Annotated in this window: 21 protein-coding genes; 10 read left to right on the forward strand and 11 right to left on the reverse strand. The window is 61.7% G+C overall.

Features of this window, described 5'->3' with window-relative positions; translation table 11 throughout:
* Positions 1-52: 52 nt before the first annotated feature.
* From B0G71_RS34555 to B0G71_RS34585, 6 genes are all read right to left on the reverse strand, one after another.
* Positions 53-361 carry a hypothetical protein gene (locus tag B0G71_RS34555; protein ID WP_116147582.1) on the reverse strand — a complete coding sequence of 103 codons (309 nt, stop codon included), beginning with the start codon at positions 359-361 and terminating at the stop codon, positions 53-55.
* 186 nt (positions 362-547) lie between these two features.
* Positions 548-2,182, reverse strand: coding sequence for a D-alanyl-D-alanine carboxypeptidase/D-alanyl-D-alanine-endopeptidase (locus tag B0G71_RS34560; RefSeq protein ID WP_116147583.1), 1,635 nt, complete (start codon positions 2,180-2,182; stop codon positions 548-550).
* Positions 2,183-2,332: 150 nt separating this feature from the next.
* Positions 2,333-3,103: an ATP-binding cassette domain-containing protein gene (locus B0G71_RS34565; protein WP_106283167.1), complete on the reverse strand. Its 771-nt coding sequence runs from the start codon at positions 3,101-3,103 to the stop codon at positions 2,333-2,335.
* Positions 3,103-4,092, reverse strand: a complete 990-nt coding sequence (locus B0G71_RS34570; protein ID WP_241974875.1) for an ABC transporter permease — start codon at positions 4,090-4,092, stop codon at positions 3,103-3,105. Before B0G71_RS34570 ends, B0G71_RS34565 begins: the two co-directional genes overlap by 1 nt.
* An 8-nt stretch (positions 4,093-4,100) precedes the next feature.
* On the reverse strand, positions 4,101-5,198 hold the full coding sequence (locus B0G71_RS34575) for a sugar ABC transporter substrate-binding protein (protein WP_116147584.1): 1,098 nt from the start codon (positions 5,196-5,198) through the stop codon (positions 4,101-4,103).
* Between the two features lie 841 nt (positions 5,199-6,039).
* Positions 6,040-6,474, reverse strand: a complete 435-nt coding sequence (locus tag B0G71_RS34585; protein ID WP_116122153.1) for a MarR family winged helix-turn-helix transcriptional regulator — start codon at positions 6,472-6,474, stop codon at positions 6,040-6,042.
* A 253-nt stretch (positions 6,475-6,727) separates the two neighbouring features.
* On the opposite strand from B0G71_RS34585, the gene B0G71_RS34590 reads away from it, so the two are divergent.
* The 4 genes from B0G71_RS34590 (at position 6,728) to B0G71_RS34605 (ending at position 9,740) form a co-directional block, all read left to right on the forward strand.
* A complete protein-coding gene (locus tag B0G71_RS34590) occupies positions 6,728-7,216 on the forward strand; it encodes an SRPBCC family protein (protein ID WP_116147585.1) in 489 nt (162 codons plus the stop codon).
* A 224-nt stretch (positions 7,217-7,440) separates the two neighbouring features.
* Positions 7,441-8,655 (forward strand): mechanosensitive ion channel family protein, encoded by a 1,215-nt coding sequence (locus B0G71_RS34595; RefSeq protein WP_116147586.1) that lies wholly within the window; start codon positions 7,441-7,443, stop codon positions 8,653-8,655.
* Positions 8,656-8,805: 150 nt separating this feature from the next.
* The gene (locus tag B0G71_RS34600) at positions 8,806-9,144 is read left to right on the forward strand and encodes a DUF190 domain-containing protein (protein ID WP_116147587.1); all 339 of its coding nucleotides are present in this window, start codon (positions 8,806-8,808) and stop codon (positions 9,142-9,144) included.
* 182 nt (positions 9,145-9,326) lie between these two features.
* Complete coding sequence (locus B0G71_RS34605) at positions 9,327-9,740, forward strand: GntR family transcriptional regulator (RefSeq protein ID WP_258875795.1); 414 nt, start codon at positions 9,327-9,329, stop codon at positions 9,738-9,740.
* A 108-nt stretch (positions 9,741-9,848) separates the two neighbouring features.
* Here the strand turns inward: B0G71_RS34605 and B0G71_RS34610 are convergent, their stop codons facing one another.
* Positions 9,849-10,193, reverse strand: coding sequence for a DUF4148 domain-containing protein (locus B0G71_RS34610; RefSeq protein ID WP_116147588.1), 345 nt, complete (start codon positions 10,191-10,193; stop codon positions 9,849-9,851).
* Positions 10,194-10,540: 347 nt separating this feature from the next.
* On the opposite strand from B0G71_RS34610, the gene B0G71_RS34615 reads away from it, so the two are divergent.
* Complete coding sequence (locus B0G71_RS34615) at positions 10,541-11,527, forward strand: zinc-dependent alcohol dehydrogenase family protein (protein ID WP_116147589.1); 987 nt, start codon at positions 10,541-10,543, stop codon at positions 11,525-11,527.
* A 55-nt stretch (positions 11,528-11,582) separates the two neighbouring features.
* Here B0G71_RS34615 and B0G71_RS34620 read toward each other — a convergent pair whose 3' ends face one another.
* The gene (locus B0G71_RS34620) at positions 11,583-12,452 is read right to left on the reverse strand and encodes a LysR family transcriptional regulator (protein ID WP_116147590.1); all 870 of its coding nucleotides are present in this window, start codon (positions 12,450-12,452) and stop codon (positions 11,583-11,585) included.
* Positions 12,453-12,841: 389 nt separating this feature from the next.
* Here B0G71_RS34620 and B0G71_RS34625 point away from each other — a divergent pair, with 389 nt between their 5' ends.
* Positions 12,842-13,198, forward strand: coding sequence for a host attachment protein (locus B0G71_RS34625; RefSeq protein WP_258875722.1), 357 nt, complete (start codon positions 12,842-12,844; stop codon positions 13,196-13,198).
* Positions 13,199-13,284: 86 nt separating this feature from the next.
* On the opposite strand, the gene B0G71_RS34630 is transcribed toward B0G71_RS34625, so the two are convergent.
* Positions 13,285-13,668, reverse strand: coding sequence for a DUF6566 family protein (locus B0G71_RS34630; RefSeq protein ID WP_243856472.1), 384 nt, complete (start codon positions 13,666-13,668; stop codon positions 13,285-13,287).
* A gap of 231 nt (positions 13,669-13,899) precedes the next feature.
* Between B0G71_RS34630 and B0G71_RS34635 the strand changes: the two genes are divergently transcribed.
* The 4 genes from B0G71_RS34635 (at position 13,900) to cydB (ending at position 20,065) form a co-directional block, all read left to right on the forward strand.
* The gene (locus B0G71_RS34635; protein ID WP_116122142.1) at positions 13,900-14,280 is read left to right on the forward strand and encodes a TraR/DksA C4-type zinc finger protein; all 381 of its coding nucleotides are present in this window, start codon (positions 13,900-13,902) and stop codon (positions 14,278-14,280) included.
* Positions 14,281-14,670: 390 nt separating this feature from the next.
* Positions 14,671-17,451, forward strand: a complete 2,781-nt coding sequence (locus B0G71_RS34640; RefSeq protein WP_116147592.1) for an ATP-dependent Clp protease ATP-binding subunit — start codon at positions 14,671-14,673, stop codon at positions 17,449-17,451.
* A 213-nt stretch (positions 17,452-17,664) separates the two neighbouring features.
* Complete coding sequence (locus B0G71_RS34645; protein WP_116147593.1) at positions 17,665-19,053, forward strand: cytochrome ubiquinol oxidase subunit I; 1,389 nt, start codon at positions 17,665-17,667, stop codon at positions 19,051-19,053.
* 4 nt (positions 19,054-19,057) lie between these two features.
* The gene (gene cydB / locus B0G71_RS34650; protein WP_116147594.1) at positions 19,058-20,065 is read left to right on the forward strand and encodes a cytochrome d ubiquinol oxidase subunit II; all 1,008 of its coding nucleotides are present in this window, start codon (positions 19,058-19,060) and stop codon (positions 20,063-20,065) included.
* A gap of 63 nt (positions 20,066-20,128) precedes the next feature.
* Here the strand turns inward: cydB and B0G71_RS34655 are convergent, their stop codons facing one another.
* Both B0G71_RS34655 and B0G71_RS34660 read right to left on the reverse strand, forming a co-directional pair.
* Positions 20,129-20,932 carry a family 1 encapsulin nanocompartment shell protein gene (locus B0G71_RS34655; protein ID WP_116147595.1) on the reverse strand — a complete coding sequence of 268 codons (804 nt, stop codon included), beginning with the start codon at positions 20,930-20,932 and terminating at the stop codon, positions 20,129-20,131.
* Complete coding sequence (locus tag B0G71_RS34660; RefSeq protein WP_116147596.1) at positions 20,925-21,980, reverse strand: Dyp-type peroxidase; 1,056 nt, start codon at positions 21,978-21,980, stop codon at positions 20,925-20,927. The genes B0G71_RS34655 and B0G71_RS34660 overlap by 8 nt, the downstream gene beginning before the upstream one ends.
* Positions 21,981-22,192: the final 212 nt, after the last annotated feature.

The raw sequence follows: 22,192 nt of genomic DNA on the forward strand, positions 1-22,192 counted from the left end.
CTGTCCTCCCCCTACTCATTGCATTGCGCGGGCCCGGCTGTCGCCGTTCGCGCTACCAGCCGCTTGTCACCGACGTTGGCAGGGAGGAAAGGATCAGCAGATCGTCTACACAATCCGATAGCTCGCAGACTTCCTGAAAGGCGGCGTCGTTGGAATCGTGCAGATGTTGCCGTCTGAGCTCACGCAACGCGGTTCCGAGACGCCGGAGGGTGTCGGGGTCGCCGTTCGTCATCGGCCAGCCCTTTAGCAGATACGCTAGCGGTACGACGCTTCTGGTTTCGCACCACCGGTCGAAGAGGCGCAAGCACATCGCATTGACGTGCTCGATCGAATTTTCTCTTTCAGACAGATACGGAACCATGGCAGCACTCGGACGAAGGACGATCGGCGTGCGTTCATCGTATGCGGCCAGTTTTCGCAGTGCTGTCAGGAGATCAAGAAAATGAGCGGGGTCGATGCTGAACTTCGGGTCAGGAAATCCTTAGCCGGCCCGGTCTGCGTCTGCCGATGACCGGCTATATCGACGCAAAGAGCGGACGCGCCCGCACTACTGCAGTTTCCAGAGCATCGCCGATATCGTGCCTTCGTCCTGAAACACTGCGAGCACGTCGCTGATGCCCGAAATAGGAACGTTGTTCACCGTCAGTACGAACGCGATCCGGTGGCCGCTTTTCGCATCGATATAGCCGGCGAGGGATTGTCCTCTCAGGAACGGCAGCGATGGCGTGTTTGGGTTCTCCGTGACGTAAGTGCCGGTCTTCGCGTGCACCTGGCCTTTCGCCCCTGCAAGCGTCGCATCGGATTCGAAGGCGGTGATGGTGGCCAGCGATCCGTCCACGCCCAGCACCGGCAACGCGTCGAAAAAGGGCGAAAAGACCTGCGTCGTGCTCATGCCTCTGAGCATGGCGATGACCGCCGTGCCGCTCGCCGTCGAGTCGCCGCCGCCACTGCCGTCGATGAAGTGGTACTCGCTCGACGGTATCTTGAACGTGTTCGAGAGTTGGACCTGTTCCGCCGCTAGCGCGCCGGTCAGCGTCGTCGAACCGTCGCGTGCGAGACCGAACAGCATGAGGCTGGTGTCGGCACCGATGTTATAGCTGACCTTCATGACGTATCTGACGTATTGCTCATACGGTTGCGAAATGAGTTGCGCAACCTGCGTCGCGCTCGAATACGAGCCTCGCGCGGGCAGCAACTGAACCGGATTGGCGGCGACGGGCGTCGCCGAAACCGTGACACCCGCGCGCGCCAGCGCTTCGATGAACACGGTGCGAGCGTAATTGGAAGGCTGGGTCACGCGGAACGTGCGGATCAGCGGGTAGGCGTTCGTCAGTGGCGGTGTGAAACCCGCCGGCACGTTGCCGGTTATGTTGCCGATACAACCTGGTGAGCCGATGCACAACGGCAGTTCCGGTGCGAGTTCAATGTCCAGTTGCGAGGCCGCGCTGCCCGTCGCTAGCGTGGATTGCACGCTGAACGCGGCTGTTTTGGGCCGCCAGTCGAACGGAACGGCCGAGCCTTCGGCGCTCTGGTTCAGGGTGACGTCGACCACATCGTCATTGACGAAGATCGGCCGCACGTCGAATTCGCCGCGAAAGTCGAAGGGCTCGAAAAGCCGGTCGTCGATCACGACATCGCCATTGATCGTTTTGATGCCCGCCGCCGCCACCTGCGCCGCGAGGGAATTGAAGCCGGCGAGCGGATCGGGCGTGGCGAGTATGGCGTTGCCCAGCGAGTTGGCCTCGTTGTGATCGAAGTTCGTGATGGCGATCGTGCCGTCCGGGTTGGCTCGGCCGCCCATCGTCAGGTCGCCGCTTGCCAGCAGGATCAGATTGCCGGTGAGGGTGCCGCCCGCATCGAGCGTGCCCTGCCGGTAGACCGGCGTGACGAACTGGTGCCGCGCGCCCAGTTGATTCAGTGCTGAGCCGACCGAAAAGAGCTTGCGCACTGAGCCGATCAACATCTGGGCGCTCGAATTCAGGTCGTAGATCACGTGGCCCGAGTCGAGATCGACCACCTGCATCGACCAGGTCGCGTTCTTGTAGACCGGTTTTTGCATCACCTGCATGATCGAATCGGGAACTGTCGGACTCGAACTGAGCGAATCGCCGCACGACACCAGCAGAGCGGCGCTCGCGATTGCGGCCCACCGCGTCCACTGTCGATCCATTGTCGGGCTCATGGCATGTCTCCGGCGTTGGCTGGACTTGACCGCACTTGACTGTTCGTTAAGCGGCTCGACTCGCAACGTATTCGGGTTCGGCGCTTGCGAGCGGGGCGCGGCTATTCGATAAGCTCCAGGAGCAAAGCCGGCGGGTCGCCGGTTCGGCTATTAATGCGTCGCCGACCGCATCGCCCGATATTCGCGCCGCACGATATCCATCAGTTCTTCCACCGACGTGCTGGCTGCCTCGCGCTGATAAGTCACCCGTCCGCGTTGCATGAGCATCACACGGTCCGCGATGTCGAGCGTCTGCGCGTAGTTGTGCATGATCATGACGATAGACAGGCCGCCTTTCGCCTTGAGCCGAAGGATCAGGTCGATGATGAGTCCCGCCTCGCGGGCGCCCATCGCGGCCAGCGGTTCGTCGAGCAACAGGATCTTTGCGTTCGAATTGACTGCGCGTGCGACCGCGATAGCTTGCCGCTGGCCGCCCGAAAGCTGCTCGACCGGCAGATCGACCGAGGGCACGTGCACGCCGATTTCTTCAAGACACTCCGCGGCGCGCTCGCGCATGGCGCGATTGTCCAACAGCCGAAATGGCCCTCGGCGGATGATCTCCCGATTCAGGAACATGTTGTGATAGATGCTCAGAGAATTGGCGAGCGCCAGATCCTGATACACACATTCAATGCCGAGTGAACGGGCGTGATCGACCGAGCGCAGCAACGTTTCCTCGCCGCCGACAAAAAGCTTGCCGCTCGTCTGCTGATGAAAGCCTGTCAGAATCTTGATCAGTGTCGATTTGCCCGCGCCGTTGTCGCCGAGCACGCCAAGAATCTCGCCCTGTTTCAGCGTGAGCGAAACGCCATCGAGCGCGGTGACCGCGCCGAAACGTTTGACGATGTCTTCGCCGCGCAGCGCCTCCAGCACTTCGGACATTACAACTCCCCCTTGCGCGCGAGACGAACCACGTGGATGTTGAAGATCATGGCGCCGAGAATCGCCGCGCCGAGAATCATGTTGAAGGTGAAGGCGTTGATGCCGATCAGCGTGAAGCCGTCGTTGAGAATGCCGAGCACCGCCGCGCCGATCAGTCCGCCGATGATCGTGCCCGACCCGCCGGCCAAGGGTGTGCCGCCGATCACGGCAGCGGCGACGGCGAGAAACATGATCTGGTTGCCGCCTGCTTGCGGATCGATCGACGTGATGCGGAATCCCTCCAGGATACCGGTCAGTCCGGCGAGCAGCGCCGCAAGAATGAAGTTGCCGAGCTTCAGGCGTCTGACCTGGATCCCCGCCTCGCTCGCGCCCAGCGGATTCGCGCCCGACGCGATCGTATGCAAACCCCAGCGCGTGTGGCGCAGCAGCACGTGCATGAAGGCCGCAATGGCGAGCGTCCAGATGATTTCGCTGTAGCCCCATTCGCCCATGAATGCCGCGAACGCTGAATTTTCCGGTGGCGAAACCGGCGTGCCTCGCGAGATGGTCAGCGTGAGGCCGTTCACGAAGAACAAGGTGCCGAGCGTCGTCACGAACGATGGGATGCGCAGGTACACCGTCACCGCGCCATTGATCAGCCCGACGATGGCCGCGGCCACCAGGCCGGTGAGCATGCCGAGCCACGGCGGCAAGCCCGCCTCGATGGCGAAATGCATGATGAAAGGCGCAAACGCGAAGACCATCCCGGCAGAGAGATCGATCTCCCCGCCGATCATCAGCATGATTTCGCCAAAGGCAATGATCGCCACTGGCGCGATGAATTGCGAGAGATTCTGCAGACTCGCGCCGGTCAGCAGAAAGTCATGATTGACTGTCTCGAAGTAGATGCAGAGGATGAGCGCCACCGCGAAGATGCGGATCTCGCTGGAACGCCCGAGCGCGCCGGACCAGCGCCTCGGACGTTTGGCGGCTTGCTGGGCGTCCGTCACGGAAGACGTCACCCTTTGATCGCACCCGTGCGTGGCACGATCTGGGGCTTCGTGCTCTTGCCTTCATAGCGCGTCGATGTGTTCAGGTACGGATCGACCGTGCCCTTGGTGACGAACTTCAGGCCCGTGTTGACGTTGGCCGGCCCGACGAGGCCGCCGGAGGCGAGGAAGGTAAACGCCTCGACCACGGTATAGAAACCTTGCACGTACGGCTGCTGGTCGATGGTGAAGTCGAGGAAGCCGTCGTGAATCAGATCGACCGTGCGCGGCAGCAGATCGAAGCCGCCGCCGTGCACGCCCTTGGACGGCAGGTTGGATTCCTTCATGACTTCGGCGACGCCCTGGGTGCTTCCCGCGTCCACCGCGAACATGCCTTTGAGATCCTGGTGGCCGAGAAAGAAGGATTTGATCTTCGAGAGTTCTTCGTTGACGGTCGCGCCGGTGGCGATGGTCTGCACGTCGATCTTCTTGCCCGATTTCTTGATTGCAGCCGCCGCGCCATCGAGCCGGGGCTGAATGTTGAGTTGGCCGGGGGTGGCGATAAAGAGCGCGACGAGGCCGCTGTCGATGAGGCTCACGATCCGCTCGCCCATCTGGTAGCCGGACAGATAAAGATCCTGGCCGATGTACGCAAGGCGCGGATTGGTGGAACCCGAAGGCGCGTCGGCGTTATAGGCGAACACGGGAATGCCGGCGTCGAGCGCGGCCTGGATGGGTTTGTCGAACGCCTTGGGGTCGACGATCGGTACTGCGATCGCATCGGCTTTCGCGGCAATCGCCGCGTTGACCGCATTCACCATTTCGCCGATGTCGGCATTGGCCGAGCCGGTCCATTGATAGTCCATGCCGAGCAAGGCAGTCGCGTCCTGAATGCCGTATTGCGTGGGCACGAAGAAGGGATTCGTCGTGACATGGTTGACGAACACGATCTTCCAACGTTTGTGTGCCGGAAACGAGCCGCCTTCCGCCGCCTGGGCCGACGAGATCATTCCACTCATGCCGCCCATTCCACCCATTAGCGCCAGTGCTGCGGTCAGGCCTGCGCCCTGCAGCAATCCACGACGCGTCCCCTGTACTTCGTCCTTGTCTTCCTTCGATTGCGCCATCTCAGTCTCCCGTCTCTCAGTTGTAGAACGTTTCACTGGTTGTAACGGCGCAAGCAGAAAAAACTCCGGCAAGACAGGTGCCGGAGCTGGGCATCGCTCCTTTCGGAAAGCCCACGTGCACGCGCGTACGCATGACTACCCCACGAAAATGCTATATCACGCACTTTTGGCTACTAATCGATGTATACCCTTAACTCGTTTGAATATGAATGACTGGCGTGCAACGCGCGGCTTTTTTTGTGCACGATACACCGATTTAATAGTATTACTACCGAGTTGATGCCTGAAAGAAGACGGATGAGAAGAACGGGAAGCGTTCGCTCCATACTGCCCGACGGTTCAGGGTTGCTGCAGACCAATTATTGGGATTCGCGACGCATATCGCGCTTTTCTGAAAGCTTGCAGAACGCATGAAGTGCGGCGTACCGGAAGTCGCCGGGTTCGCGGTCGAATTCCCGATGTTTTCCAAAAGCGGGTCGCACTTGCGTCCCGCAACGACGTTCGCTGACCCGCCTGGTCGATGACAAACACGGTTACTTCGTATGCGAATATTATATATTTCGCATGCGAATATGTTGATGGACTCAAATGTGCCCTGCGTGCCTACGGATCACTGGCAGCAACGAAACGGCTCATGCGGGACACCGAGCGGCTGACAGTCCAGATGGATCGAGAAAGTCACATTCATGGGGCGGCTTGCCGCCGTGGAGGCAAAAGAAGCATTCCTGGCGTTTGCTCAGAAACGCCGGCCGGACTTCACCAGGATTCCACGCTGATGGGAGCGGCGAACACTGCCGGGCAACACGGCGACACGCTGCTGCCGCCGTCCTCAGGTGTCGCCTTACGCCGTTTCCTCGTCGACATCGGGGAACTTGTCCTGCAAACTCGTCAGCCAGCGCGCAACCACGTCGATCTCGGCCTCCGTAAATCCTTCCGTCAGCCTGACATTCAGCTCAGCGAGGCCCGACTTCGACCGCTTGAGTGCGGTGCGTCCTGCCGCCGTTAGCCAAAGTCGCGATGCGCGCCCATCGAGTTCGTCCGAATGGCGTTCCAGGAGACCGGCCCGCTCCGCTCTGTCGACCAGCCCGCTCATTCCCGGTGCCTTGAGATCGAGCGCCGCAGCCGCCTCGCTCGTGAGTGCACCGTCGTTTTTCCCGAGAAAGAAAAGCAGCCCCGCCTGCGCCGCAGTGACTCCACCTGCGGCGGTCCGAGTTTGCGACCACCGATGCAGGCGCTTTTGGCCCACGTTGAGCAGATACACGAGCCGATGATCCATGTTTCAACCTCACCTGTTGCGCTCCGGCGGACGGCGCTTTTTTTGCTGTAATTTAGTTCGTGTGCGAACTTTTATCGTAGCATAACTCCTATCGGACGACGAGCAACAGTTAATCCTGACGCCGAGCGCGTCAGCGGCCGCCGGCTGCTTCCGGCTGTTCTACGTTTTGTCGCGCGGCGCAGTTTCGCCGGTGGTGGCAAGTGCAAGGAGCATCTGCCAAAATCTCCGGAACAAGATTAAGAATGGAGGCAGCTTGCGCACGGTCGAATACCGCTTTTCCACCATCTGGCGCATCGATGCGCCAGTGCAGGAAGTGTGGGCGGCAATCCAGGACTCGGCGCGCTGGCCCGAATGGTGGCATAACGTCGAGCGCGTGGACCAACTGGAGGCGGGTTCGGATCAAGGCGTGGGCGTCGTTCAACGCTACACGTGGAAAGGCCGGTTGCCCTACCGCCTCGTGTTCGATATGCGGGTGACGCGCGTCGACCCGTTGGTCGCGCTGGAGGGGGAGGCCAGTGGCGACGTCGAAGGCGCAGGCCGGTGGAGCTTTTCGACCGACGGGCGCAACCTGACCGTGGTCCGCTATGACTGGTGCGTGCACACGAAACGCGCGTGGATGAATGCGTTGGCGCCGTTGCTGCGACCGGTTTTCCAATGGAATCACGACGTGGTGATGCGCGAAGGCGGCGCGGCGCTAGCGCGGCGGCTTGACGCGCGGCTCCTTGAGATCAAGCAGGGATAAAACTCGACCCGGGCAGGGCAGGGTTCAATCAGTGCATTCGCGAATCCGCAAGTTGTACGATGCAGTCTGCCGTTCAAGAGCCGCACGCGCAATCGCAGCCGCGGTTCTTCCCGGGTCACACGTTGCGAACATGGCTGCGGCGGCGGTTGGAGAAGAGAGTACGTAAGCTGCGGGCGTCGGGAATCGCTGCGGCCGCGACAGGTTCGCCGGCAATGGGAGAAACCATGTTCGACAATGCGCTGCGAATCGAAAGCGGACCAACCTGGCATCAGTTCCACGTCTACACCGACAGCGAGCTTGTCGCGATACTGCTCGTCGTGGCGCTGCTGGTCGCGATTTTGCTGGCCAGCACGATCTGCTACTACGTGACGCGTACGATCATGCTGTTGATCGTCAGCCGCCTCGCGCGCCAGGAACGGCACAAGTGGCTGCGAGCCGCCGAGCGCCACAAGGTCTTTCATCGGCTCGCGCCGCTCGTGCCCGCCGCCATCGTCTACGCGGCCGGCCCGCTGCTTTCCGGCATCACGTTCCCGATGATCGCGGCACTCGGGCATCCGCTGTCGGTGCTGGCGGCCTGCTACATGGTGTACACGCTGCTGCGCGCCGCGCTGGCGTTCCTCGACAGCGTCAGCGAGCGCTACAGCCACTTCCCGTCCTCGAGCGAGCGGCCGATCAAGAGCTTCCTGCAGATCGCCACCATCGTGTTCTACGTGATCGCGCTGATCGCCGTGATTTCGGTGTTGCTCGAGCGTTCGCCCGCTTACTTCCTAACGGGCCTCAGCGCGATGACGGCGCTCCTCATCATCATCTTCCGGGAGACGCTGCTCGGCTTCGTCGCCAGCATCCAGCTCGCCGCCTACGACATGCTGCGGGTGGGCGACTGGATCGAAGTGCCCGGCTTCGTCGCCGACGGCACGGTGATCGACATTGCGCTGAACACGATCAAGGTGCGGAACTTCGACAACTCGATCGTCATGGTGCCGAGCTACGTTTTGCTGACGAACGGTGTGAAGAACTGGCGTGGCATGACCGAGTCCGGCTGCAGGCGCGTCAAGCATTCGATTCATTTCGACGCCGACACGGTCCGCTTTCCCGACGAGGCGCTGCTCGCCCGGCTGCACAGCGATATCGACCCACCGCTCGCGGCATTCGCGCCCGGCGGCGGGCAGCGCCGCACGAACCTCGGCCTGTATCGCCTCTATCTGGGTGCGCATTTTCGCGCTCATCCGGCGATCCGCCACGACATGCCCGTTGTGATTCGCCAGGTGCAGTCCAGCCAGCCCGTTGTCGCGCTGGAGATTTTTCTCTACGTCGACGAAACCAGCTGGGAACCATACGAAAACCTGCAGTCGGACATGCTGGACCACGCTTATGGGCTCGTGCCACTGTTCGGCCTGCGCTGCTGGCAGCAGGAATGCCGGGCATCCCGGCAGCCCTAGCTGGCACTCGTTCTGCCCGGCATCTACACTTATTCCATAGCTTGGCTGATGATGCCAACGACTGCACTGAACGGGCGACGCAGGTATGCCCGTGCCTCTCCACTGATAAGAATAATCGACAGCGAATCAGCGCGGACAGGAGACACCGACATGAACGGCTATCAGGTCACTTTCTTTACTCAACAGGATCGCCGCCATCGCGGCAAGCCGCTGGCCGACTGGCTCGTCCATCTTGCGGGCGAACTTGGCCTGCGCGGCGCGACCGTGATACCAGGCTGCGAAGGAATCGGCCACCATCACCGCATTCACTCCACACATTTCTTCGAGCTGGCGGACCAGCCTTTGTCCGTCGTGATGGCGGTGACGAGCGACGAAGCCGACCGGTTATTCGACCGGCTGCGCGCCGATGGCGTGCATCTGTTCTACGTGAAGACGGCCGTCGAGTTCGGCGTTATCGGCGATGACAGCGGCAACGCTACGAAGTCCTAGCCTACGATTTCGTGCTCACACTGCGTGAGGTTCGACGTGCCCAACTCGTCGCCAACCGGCAAGCGTCGGCCAGGCGCCGCGTTCAGTAAGCGTCCATACGCGCCGCAAAACCGCCGGCCTCCTTCGCTTTTGCTTCGGGCTCGCCGAGATAGGGACGGTCTGGGCGAATCCAGTGCGCCGCGATTGGCCCGAGCCCGGAACTCGCCGCGACGCTCAAGCTCGCGCGCGGCGCACGGCTTGCCACCGCCGACAATCTTCGGCTGCATGATGACGTGCCTGTCATGCTCGATCGTTTGTGGTTTCCGCTCGACGTGTTCCCGACGCTGGAAGCGGAGATGTTCAAGGCACGGCGCGGTTCCATTTATGGCTTTTACCAGGAGCATTTTGGAATCTCAGTCGTGCGCGTCGTGGAAGATCTGGGCGGCGCAGCCGCCGACGAAGAAGTGGCGCGCGCGCTGAATATCGAAGTCGGCGCGCCGGTGCTGCGCATCGAACGCACGGCCTTCACGTTCAAAGACCAGCCGGTCGAGTTTCGCGTGCGCTTTGTCGATTCGAGCCGCTGTTCTTATCGGTACGTGCGCGGCTTGCAGGATTGAGCCGCGTGCGGCCGCCGCGACGTCTGCCTCGCGCATGAAAACGCTGCGCTTCATCAAACTCGGTCCCGTGCGTCTGGCGCCAAGCACGGGACCGGCGCGGCATATCGCTTATTTGCCGAAGTACGGGGTGCAGAAGCTGGCCGGACCGATACAGGTCGATTGCATCGCCGTATGCGCCGGTCCGCCGGACGACGTGCCGTTCGCCGGCACACCGCCGTAGCTCTGCGTTTGCTCATGCGTGGATTGCGCGGCGACTTTTGCTTCGGCGGCCTGGATGTCGGCCGGATAGCTGGCGTCGTCGGAACGCGCCGGGCTGTAGCCGGCCCGCTCCAACTGCACGAGATCGCTGCGGACCTCGGCGCGTGTCACCGGCCCGTTGGATTGCGCGAAGCTGAGCACCGGCGCGGACAGGGCGGCGGCAGCGAGGGCGAGGCAAACAATAGTTTTCTTCATGATTCAGACTCCGAAATAAATACGAGGGTTGATCGAGGGGAATTCGTTGAATAGCAGCAGCTCATTCGATGCTACTGGTATTGCGCGGGTCTTTCTTCTCTGAGCGTCTGGAAACCATATTGCGCTTGCGCACCTGACGCGATCCCCACCGGTTCATTACGAAATTGAAATGTTGGGCCTGCCCCCTTCAGGGGTCGGGTGCGCAAAGCGGTCGGCGGCGCAGGCGTTGCCTCATGCATTAATGCATGGCAAGCGTGCGTATTTGTAAGTTTTCAGACCTGTTTGCATGGGTCACTATTCGCTCCATCTGCTTTTCCTTTCACCGGTATTTGCAAGGAACGTTGACCATGACAATGCAAGCCCTCGTTCTCTCCCAGTACAACGGATCGCTGGAACTCACCACCGTGGCTCGCCCTGAACCGTCGCCCGGCCAGGTGCGGGTGCGTATCGCGGCGGCCGGTCTCAATCCGCTCGACACGAAAATCCGCGCAGGCGGCGCCGCTCATGCAAAACATCCGCTGCCGCTGGTGCTCGGCATCGACATGGCCGGCGTGGTCGAGGCGGTGGGTGCGGGCGTGACGCGTTTCAAAGCGGGCGATGAGGTCTACGGCATGACAGGCGGTGTCGGCGGCATTCAAGGTTCGCTCGCGCAATATGCCGCGGTCGACGCGGATCTGCTCGCGCTGAAGCCCGCCAATCTGTCGATGCGCGAAGCCGCCTCTCTGCCGCTCCTGTTCATCACCGCCTACATGGGGATCGTGGATCGCGCGAAGCTTCAGGCCGGGCAGACGGTGCTCGTGCAAGGAGGCGCGGGTGGCGTGGGCCATGTTTCGGTGCAACTCGCGCGGGCGCTGGGAGCACAGGTGTTCGCGACTGCGAGCGCACGCGATCAGGACGAACTCATGCGCCTCGGCGCCACGCCGATCGATTACGCCGCGCAGAACGTCGAGCAATATGTCGCGCAGCATACGGGCGGGGCGGGATTCGAGGTGGTTGCCGACACGGTGGGCGGCGCGACGCTCGATGCATCGTTCGCGGCGGTCAAGCATTTCGGCCATGTGGTCAGCGCGCTTGGCTGGGGTACGCATGCACTCGCGCCGCTGTCGTTTCGCGAGGCGACGTACTCGGGCGTATTCACCCTGCATGCGCTGCTGAGCGGCGAGAACCGGGCGCATCACGGCGAGATGCTGCGCGAGGCGACGCGCCTTGTCGAAGCGGGTCAATTGACGCCGCGACTCGATCCGCGCCGCTTCGATCTCCGCTCGGCGGAACAAGGGTACGACGCAATCACCGATCGCAGCGCGCGGGGCAAGATCGTCGTCGATATCGAGTGACGCTGGCCGCGCGGGGCGGCAATCGTGAGTGAATTCAGCGGCGGCCAGACGTCAATTACGTGTTGGCGAGTTTGTCGACGACAACGTCGATCAACGCCCGCAACCGCCCCAGCCGCCGAAGGTCGCGATGGTAGCCGAGCCACACTTCGCGGCCCGGTGGCGTTTCGCCGAGGTCGATGCGCCGCAGTCCCGGCGTGTTGTCGCCAAGCGCGCACGGCAGCACCGCGAAGCCGCCGCCCTCGGCACACATGCGCGCCTGAACGCCGCGATTGTTGCTGGCGTACGCGACTCGCGCATTCGGCAGCATGCGGCGAATCCATGTCACGTCGGGCAAGGCCTCGAAGGCGCCGTCCATCGTAATGAGCGATTGCCCCGCGCCATCGCCGGCCTGCGGCGCCACCAGATCGGCGTGCCCGTACAGCGCGTAGTTCAGATCCATGACCTTTCGCTGGATCACGTCGGGTTCGTCGAACGGCGTGATGCGAAACACGAGATCCGCTTCACGGCGTGAAAGACTGTAGCGTCGCGAATCTGTGATTAACTCGATCGAGAGCTGCGGATGCCGTGAGAGAAACCCGGCGAACACGGGGGTGAGCACATGAATGCCGAACCAGTCCGAGGACGACACGCGCAGCGACCCCGTCAACTGCTGCGTGGTCCCTGCGAGCGAACGTGTGAACGCGAGCGCTTCTTCTTCCATTCGCTCCGCGAAACTCAACACCGCAGTGCCTTCGTCGGTCAGTACGAAGCCGTCGGCGGTACGCTGGAACAGGGCCTGGCCGACCGCGCTTTCGAGCGCACGCAGCCGGCGACCCATGGTGGGCTGGGTTTGTCCCAGTTGACGCGCGGCGGCGCCGAGTGTGCCGCAACGGGCGATCGCGAGAAACACGCGGACATCGCCCCAATCCATTGTCATTTCGTTCATAGCAGGATGTGCTCGTGCGACAGGCGGCCTTATCGTACCGAACTTCGCGGTTTGGCGTCGGGCCGAAGCCGAGGACTGCGTCCGCGACCATCAATATGCTGACATTCCTGGCTTATCGGACATCAATGTCCGCGATCGTGCGGACGCGTCTGGACAGTCTCAACGCTCTCAAGGCCTTTTCCCGCGCCGCGTAGTTGCGCAGTGTCGCGGATGCCGGGCAGCAACTCGGCTTGTCTTCAGCCGCGGTGGGTAATGCGGCGGCACGGCTCGAGAAAATCAGTGAATTGATCTTGGGCGTAGCCGGTCCGAACTGCTATCTTGAGTGAGTGTCGCCGGCATTGTCGGCGAGCGAGCGCCGCGTATGCGCTGGAAATTCTGCTCAGAGGTGCATGATGGTTGAAGTTACCTGGCTTGTCGTGGCTGACGGAGGTCGCGCGCGTGTTTTCCAGACGCCTGGGCTTAAGCTCGACTTGCAGGAGGTCGAAGTTCTCGTCAACGACGAATACACCGGTACGGCGCTGACTGAGAAAGACCGCGAGAAATTTGCAAAGCGGGTTGCCACCTATCTGGAAGAAGGGCGGCTCCGTCAACTCTACAATCGGCTGCGGCTCGCCATGGAGGCGAAATTCCTCGGCATGGTGCGTTCGAATCTGAGCGAGGAAGCGCGTCGAATGATATTCGAGCAGATCAGCGAAGATCTGGTGTCGCTCAGTAAACAGGAAATCGAGGCGCGTCTGCGTAAGTAGAGAAGTAGAGAGCGGCTGCGCAAAGATTTCACTGAGCCTGCAAGCGTGTTGCAGGGCCGGCTTTGCAGCGTTCAGGTTTGCCGCGTTCAGGAACTGATGTCCGGCCCGTGCGATTTTTCCTCTGCATCGCGGAACCAGTCTTCCGCGCGAGACCGGGCGCTGACCCAGGAGTGCGGTTGCGGCGTCTCGAACTCACGATCGATGAACCTGCGGCCCCATTCGACCGCGTCTCTGATCGCTTCTTCTTCGGTCAGCCATTCGGGCTGAACGGTCATCGGGCGAATATCGACCACTTTACCCGCGCTATTTTTCAGACTCACACTCGCGATCCAGGCGCCGAACTTATTGGTCTCGGGGCGCACGACCATCTCGAACTCGCCATAGAAAACAGTGGATGCTGGCATCGTTTTCTCCTTAGCCTGCGTGTCGCTGCTAGCGCCATCATGCCGTAATCCCGGTAGCATGACCATGGTGGTCGCAAGCTGGCGCGCACGAAACCTCGCACTCGTATGAAGAAATCGACCTCGGCACGCAGCGTTTCCTGCACGTGAAAAGATGGGTGGAAAGAAACGAGCCTGCTTTTCTTCAGGTCGTGATCGACGAATGCAAGGTTACCGTCGACCATTACGCGGACAACGTCGACGACAGTTGACGGCGCCGTCCCAACGTTCAGCGGGCCAATCATACGGAGGGAGAACACCATGTCGAACCAACAGAGCGGCTTGAGTGACGAGTTCATCGCGCAGCAGCGCAAGCGCCTGGAGGCGCTGCGCCGGGAATTGCTGGGCGGCGAAGCAGAGACGATCGCAGACGATCGAACGGCTCGGGAGGAGCACGGCGACGAGGCCGAGGAGTACGAGGACGCGGCGCAGGGAATGGCGCAGAATGAAATCAATCAGTCGCTGCACGACGTGAACGACCAGCGCATTGCGGATATTGGGCGGGCGCTGCAGAAAATCGACGACGGCACTTACGGCCTCTCCGACGAAAGCGGCCAGCCAATCCCGAAAGAGCGGCTCGAGGTCATGCCAGAAGCGATTCTCACCGTGGCGGAGCAGAGCCGCCGCGAGGCTCGCAAGTAGTGACGACCAGGCGCATTAGAGCGCGTCGCCTCGCCGCGCGATAGCGTCGGCATGTCGGCCCATGCGCCCCATCGGAAAAACCAATGTCCCCTTACTCACAATCCACTCATAGAATTCAAGGGCGGCTTATTTAGGTTCGTTATGCCAATCATGCGGCGACCAGACGCGTAGTGAGAGAGCGCAAGCGCATGCCGGTTGACGCAAGCCGCTCGTGCATCGCTATCTGTTCGAAAGCGACGCCCATTTTGAACGCTGAACAGCGGAGCATCGGCCTCGCGCATAACCATAACGAAAGGCCGGCGACAGGTTCCGAGCGTTCTCCCTTCACTTGAACGCGTCCTAAAATTTTTAACAACATCGGATGCCTTAACTCAGAAAGGTGATTTTACGATGCCCGCCCTTTGCGAAATCTGTAACGCCCGTCCCGCCGTCGCCCGTGTGACCGTTGTGCAGAACGGCGAGCGGAAAACTTTATCGATTTGCGACTACGACTACCGTCAATTAATGCGCCACCAGAGCATGGCGAACCCGTTCGACTCGCTATTGGGAGGCGGTGGTCTGTCACGCTTCTTCGGCGGGATGGGCGGCGCGCACGAGGAAGACGACGATAACGAGAGTCTCTCCGCGGAGGTGCCGCGCGAATCGGTCGACGCAACCGACGCCTTCAGCGAACAGACGCTCGAGTTGTTGCAGCGTGCGGCAGAGAAAGCGCACGAACTCCAGCGAAGCGAGCTTGACACCGAACATCTGCTGTATGTACTGGCGGACAACGATGTCGGCACCGCGCTGCTCAAGGAACTCAAGCTCTCGCCGCAGGACATCAAGGCTTATATCGATCAGCACGCGCAGAAGGGCACCGCGAATCCCGATGCGTCGATCGAGAAAATGACCATCTCGCCGCGCCTGAAGAAAGTGTTCCAGTACGGGTTCCAGGCATCGCGCGATCTGGGTCATTCGTATGTCGGCCCGGAACATCTGCTGATCGGGCTTGCGGCGGTGCCGGACAGTATCGCGGGCACGCTGCTGAAGAAGTATGGTGTGACGCCGGAAGGGCTGCGGCAGAAAGTGGTGAAGGTGGTCGGCAAAGGCGCCGAGGACGGCCGCGTCGATGCACCGACCGGCACGCCCACACTCGACAAGTTCGGCCGTGACCTCACGGCGCTCGCGCGCCAGGGCAAGCTCGACCCGGTGCTGGGCCGCGCGCAGGAAATCGAAAGCACGATCGAGGTGCTCGCGCGGCGCAGGAAGAACAATCCGGTGTTGATCGGCGAGCCCGGCGTCGGCAAGACCGCCATTGTTGAAGGCCTGGCGCAGCGCATCGTCAACGACGAGGTTCCCGAAAATCTGCGCGGCAAGCGGCTCGTCGAGGTCAATATCAATTCGATGGTGGCGGGCGCGAAGTATCGCGGCGAGTTCGAGGAACGCGCAAAAACGCTGATCGACGAAGTGACGGCAAAGAAGGACGAGCTGGTTCTGTTCATCGACGAGTTGCACATGATCGTGGGCGCCGGCCAGGGCGGCGGCGAGGGCGGTCTCGACATCGCGAACGTGCTCAAACCGGCGCTGGCTCGCGGCGAACTCAGTCTGATCGGCGCGACGACGCTCAACGAATACCAGAAGTACATCGAAAAAGACGCCGCGCTGGAGAGGCGCTTTCAGCCGGTGCTGGTGCCCGAGCCGACCGTCGAGCAGACCATCGTCATCCTGCGCGGTCTGCGCGACAAGCTGGAGGCGCATCATCAGGTGACCTTCGCGGACGATGCGTTTGTCGCGGCCGCTGAAATGTCGGACCGTTACATCACGTCGCGCTTTCTGCCCGACAAAGCCATCGACCTGATCGACCAGGCCGCCGCGCGCGTACGGATCGGCGCGACCTCGCGTCCGGCGGACATCCAGGAACTCGAAGCCGAGATGTCTCAACTCAAGCGCGAGCAGGATTACGCGTCCTCGCGAAAGCGCTATGACGAGGCGAAGAAGTTCGAGGAACGTATCGGCGAAAAGCAGACGACACTCGATGAGCAGATGGAGGCATGGCAGCGCAAGACCGGTTCGGAAACGCTTGAAGTCACCGTGGCGGCCATCGCCGAAGTGGTGTCGCGTCAAACCGGCATTCCGGTCACGGAACTGACACAGGAAGAGCGCCAGAAGCTGCTGGACATGGAAAACAAACTGCGTGAGCGCGTGGTCGGCCAGGACGACGCGGTGCTTGCCGTGAGCGACGCCGTACGCCTATCGCGTGCCGGACTCGGCCAGGCGAACCGGCCTATCGCGACTTTCCTCTTCCTCGGACCGACCGGCGTCGGCAAGACCGAACTCGCGAAGGCGCTGGCCGAAACGGTGTTCGGCGATGAACAGTCGGTCATTCGTATCGACATGTCCGAGTATATGGAGCGTCACGCCGTGGCACGCCTGATCGGCGCGCCGCCTGGATATGTCGGCTATGACGAGGGCGGCCAGTTGACCGAGCGGGTGCGGCGGCGGCCGTATAGCGTGATTCTGCTCGACGAGATCGAGAAGGCCCACGCGGACGTGAGCAATGTATTGCTCCAGGTGTTCGACGACGGCCGTCTGACCGACGGCAAGGGCCGCGTGGTGGACTTCAGCAACACGATCATCATCGCGACCAGCAATCTCGGCGCACATATCATCATGGATAACCTCGAGAAGCCCGAGGCGGACCAGTTGCCGGAAAAGAAGCTTCGCGAGGAGTTGATGGATGTGCTCAAGGGCCACTTCCGTCCGGAGTTCCTGAACCGCATCGACGAGGTGATCGTCTTTCACGGACTTACTCGCGAGAATATCCGCTCGATCGTGCGGATCCAGCTCGAGCGGGTCACGCGCACCGCGGCGGCTCAGGACATCACGCTCAAGATCGACGAGTCGGTTGTCGACCATCTGGCCGAGGCCGGCTACCGGCCGGAGTTCGGCGCCCGCGAGTTGAAGCGCCAGATTCGCCAGGAACTGGAAACGCGGCTTGCCAAGGAGATTCTCGGCGGCAAACTGAAATCGGGCGACAATGTCGAGGTCAGCTATGACAAGGACAGCGGCGAAGTGAAGTTCGTTCGCGGCGAGGCGACGCCGCCCAAGGCGAAGCGCGTCAATAGCCGGACAAAGAAGAAGTCGTCCGACGAAGTCGGCAGCACGGAGTCCACGGAGGGCGCCAGTTCCTGACGGCGTGGCGTGGGCAACGGGCAAGGACACGCAGCGAGCGTGTCGGCGGTGTGGCGGGTATTATCCGGAAGCGGACCTGATGATGCCTCCCGAACTCTTCTACCAGGAAAGAGACGGGAGGCGCGCGGTTCGCCGGCTGAGTGATGTCTCTCAGCTTCGCGAGGCGTTCATCTTTGCGCAAGTGCCGGTACAACCTGGAGCCGCCGTTCAATCATGGAAATCTTCGATGCCTTCCACCTCGCCAGGCTTCAGTTCGCATTCACGGTTTCGTTTCACATCATTTTCCCCGCAATCAGCATAGGCATGGCCAGCTTCCTCGCCGTGCTGGAAGGGCGTTGGTTGCTGACCGGCGACGCGGTCTACAAGGACATGTTTCTGTTCTGGTCGAAGATCTTTGCGGTCGGCTTCGGCATGGGCGTGGTCTCGGGCGTGGTGATGGCCTACGAGTTCGGCACCAACTGGAGTGGCTTTTCCACCATTGCCGGCAACATCACAGGACCGCTCCTGACATATGAAGTGTTGACGGCGTTCTTTCTCGAGGCGGGCTTTCTCGGTGTCATGCTGTTTGGCTGGCAGCGCGTGAGTCCGCGCGCGCACTTCTTCGCCACGCTGATGGTGGCGCTCGGCACGTTGATGTCCACTTTCTGGATTCTCGCGTCGAATAGCTTTATGCAAACGCCGCAAGGATTCGCCATGATGAACGGCCGGATCGTACCGGTCGACTGGCTGAAGGTGATTTTCAACCCGTCGTTCCCGTACCGGCTCGCGCATATGACCATCGCCGCGTTCATTGTGGCGGGCTTTATCGTCGCTGCGTGCGGGGCGTGGCACCTGTTGCATGGCCGGCGCGACGGACCCGTCAAACGCAGCTTTTCGATGGCGTTGTGGATTCTGCTTTTGCTCACGCCGGTGCAGATTTTTGTCGGCGATGCGCATGGCCTCAATACGCGCCAATATCAGCCGGCAAAAATCGCTGCAATCGAAGGCCTATGGGAAACCGAGAAAGGCGGCACGGCGCTCAATCTGGTCGGTTTTCCCGACATGAATGCGGAAGTCACGCGCTATGCGCTGCAAATCCCGCATTTGGGCAGCCTCATTCTGACCCATAGCTGGGATGGAGAAATCCGCGGGCTCAAGACCTTTCCCGCCAGAGACCGCCCTTATTCGCCAATCATCTTCTGGACCTTCCGGATCATGGCGGGCCTCGGCATGCTGATGCTGTTGGCCGCCTTGCTCGGGTTGCTGCTCAGGGTGCGAGGCCGGCTCTATGAGACGCGCTGGTATCAGGTTTTCGTGCTGTGCATGGGGCCGTCGGGAATCGTCGCGCTGTTGGCCGGGTGGGTGACGACGGAGGTCGGCCGCCAACCCTGGACGGTCTATGGTGTTCTGCGAACCGAAGACTCACTCTCGCCGATCAGTGCCCAGCAAGCGGGCGTGTCATTGCTGATCTTCGTGCTGGTGTACTTCCTGGTATTCGGTATGGGGGTCTACTACATGCTCAAGATGATGAAGCGTGGACCGGAAGAACAGGTCGACGCCCGCCGGTCCGTTAAACATCCGGTGTTGCGCAATCGTCCGCTGGACGCGCTGGAACGGGAGTGAGGCCATGCAAATCGATCTTCCGGTCGTGTGGGCTGCGATCATCGGCCTCGGCGTTTTCATCTATGTGATGCTGGACGGCTTCGATCTCGGCATCGGCCTGCTGTTTCCGTTTTTCGAGGAGAAAGGCGATCGGCAAGTCATGCTCAACACCATCGCGCCGGTCTGGGACGGCAACGAAACGTTCCTCGTGCTCGGCGGCGCGGGGCTATACGGGGCGTTCCCGGTCGTCTATTCGACGCTGCTGCCGGCAAACTATCTGCCGCTGATCCTGATGGTCGTGGGGCTGATCTTTCGCGGCGCGGCCTTTGAATTGCGCGCGAAGGCCACGCGGACCCAGCATGCGTGGGATCTCGCCTTTATCGCCGGGTCGGCTCTCGCGGGCCTTTGCCAGGGCATCGTGCTGGGGTCGCTGCTGCAAGGCATCAAGATCGTCGATGACCGTTTCGCCGGCGACCCGTTCGACTGGCTGTCGCCGTTCAGCCTGTTCTGCGGCATCGGCGTGCTCTTCACCTATGCGACGCTCGGCTGCGGCTGGCTAATCCTCAAGACCGAAGGCGAACTGCAGCACAAGATGCGCGAGGTGATGCGGCCGCTGCTGGCCGTGCTGCTGGGGATCATCTTCGTGGTGAGTCTGTGGACCGTGATCGGATTGCCGGCGGTCGAGCATCGCTGGTTCGGAAGCGGCTATCTCGGCTGGTTCATGCCGGTGCCGATTCTTGTTCTGGCCTGCGTGTGGGGCATTTTTCGATCGCTTCGCCTGCAGCATGAAGCGATGCCGTTCCTGCTCACGCTTGCGCTGTGCTTTCTCGGATACAGCGGCTTGCTGATCAGCATCTGGCCGAACATCGTGCCGCCTTCGCTGACGATCTGGGAAGCCTCGTCGAGTCATTCGAGCCAGCTCTTCACGCTGGTCGGCACGGTGATCGTGCTGCCGGTCATCCTCGTCTACAACGCCATGCAGTACCGCGTGTTCCGCGGCAAGGTGCGGGAAGGGGATGCCGGCTACCACTGACACCGGCGCCGCCGGTCGCGAATGAAACGGCCGTTGCGCGCCTGAGCCCGCAACGGCCCGCGCTTATTCAGCGAGCGTCAGCGACACGGAGGCTTCGCTCGTCAACATCAGGAATGTCAGCGTTTCGCGCAGATAGAGGCGCACGACCGATTCGGTGTGGCTGAGATAGCCGATCGACAGGTCTTCACCGAGGTGCAACTCGAAGTCGCCGCCTCGCGTGGAGAGCACGCTTCCGCCGCTCAGCGCGGGCGCCCAGACGATGTCGCCGTTCACGATCCGCTTGATGTGCTCGATCACCGGATAGCCCTGGTCGCGTGCCTCGCTGAGCGCCGTGTAGGCGTCGGAGCCGAGCAGCACGGAATAAGGGCCGTCCACGCCGGCGAGCCGCAACGCCTCCAGTGCATTGCCGATCGCGTGCGGATAATCGCCGATGTCGGCGGACAGCGCGAGCGGCGCGTTCGACGAGCCTTCGCGAATCCCGCCGATTCCCGCTGCTTCGTATCCGTCGAAGATCGTGCGATCTTCCGCATAGGCGAGTTCTTTCGCTGCGTCTTTCGCGGGCTGCCAGTCGGCGTCGTTCGCGCCGCGCAGCACGCTGTCGATCGCCTCGCGCTGCAACTCGAACGGCACGGTGAACTCGACTACGCGCTTGACCTCCGCGAGCCTGGCCACGACGCCTTGTTGAGGCGCGGCAATCGCGGTCTGATGCCCCGTGCCGACACCGGACAACTCGGTTCCACCCGGACCCTTGACGTCGACCACGCGACGGCCGGCTACGCTGCGTTTGAAGGTGCGCGCCACTTCGTTTTCAATCTGCGACCAGGCGGCACTGGAAATGGGGGCGAGCTCGCGATGCAGGTTATTCATGTTGGGAGATTCCCTTGAGAGAGCCAATATTCAGCGAGCCGTCGTGGCGCGGCTCGGCGGGCGAAGAGGGTTCGGGTTGTGTTTCGATGGCGGCCGTGACGCTCGGCGGATCGCGGTCTGCGAGTTCTTCGAGCAAGGTGGCCGACGGCACGAAGAACAGGCCTCCCGTGACGGCGCGGCTATAGTCGAGCAGCCGGTCGTAGTTGCCCGGCGGCCGCCCGATGAACATGTTCTCCAGCATCTGCTCGATCGGCGCGGGCGATCGCGCGTAGCCGATAAAGTAGGTGCCGAATTCGGCCGCGCCCAGACGGCCGAATGGCATGTTGTCACGCAAGATCTTCACTTCCTTGCCGTTCTCGGTGATCGTGGTCAGCGAACTGTGCGACGACGACGGTTTGACCGCTGCGTCGAGTTCGACGTCGGACAATTTCTTGCGGCCGATAATGCGCTCCTGAGTCTCGACCGAAAGCGCATTCCATCCGTCCATGTCGTGCAGGTACTTTTGCACGAGGACATAGCTGCCGCCTTCGAAGCCGGGGTCTTCGGTGATCAGCGTGTATTCATCGGCGGCGCGGCCTGTCGGGTTCTCGGTGCCGTCGACGAAACCCACCATGTCGCGCATATCGAAGTAGCGAAATCCGTGAACTTCATCGACCACGGTGACCGCGTCGCCGAGCGCGCCCAGCAACTGCGTGGCGAGTTCGAAACAGAGATCCATGTGATCGGCGCGGATGTGCAGCAGGAAATCGCCCGGTGTCCCCAACGCGCGACGCTCGCCCTCGCCGATGTCGCGGAACGGATGCAGGAGGGCGGGCCGCGGCGCGCCGAACAGCCTGTCCCACGCGTCGGAGCCGAACGAGCAGACGCACGACAGATTGCCGGCAGGCACACGCTTGCCGACCGCGCGCACAAGGGCGGCAATGTCGCCGCACCACTCGCGCACCTTGGCTTCCTGATCGCGGTCGTTCGCGATGGTCGCGACAATGAAGATTGCGCTGCGGGAGACGTCATTACAAATTGCTTGCGGTTCCGGGATTTCGTTGGGCATCGGCTTGATTGTTTAGAGACCGTTACGGGTTCGTACAGCAGTAGAACCCACGTCGTTCCGCCTGCGCGTTTCATGCCGGAGGCGGGCGCGAGTTTCGTTTGAATGATTGAAGCAGGTTAGCTGTTGCGGTCACCGCGACGCCGCACGCACGCATGCCGCTTTGGCTTGTCGCATGAAGGGCGCAACATGCGTGACATGGTTGACGTCCATCA

The organism is Paraburkholderia sp. BL27I4N3 (assembly GCF_003386115.1).
Classification (GTDB): domain Bacteria; phylum Pseudomonadota; class Gammaproteobacteria; order Burkholderiales; family Burkholderiaceae; genus Paraburkholderia.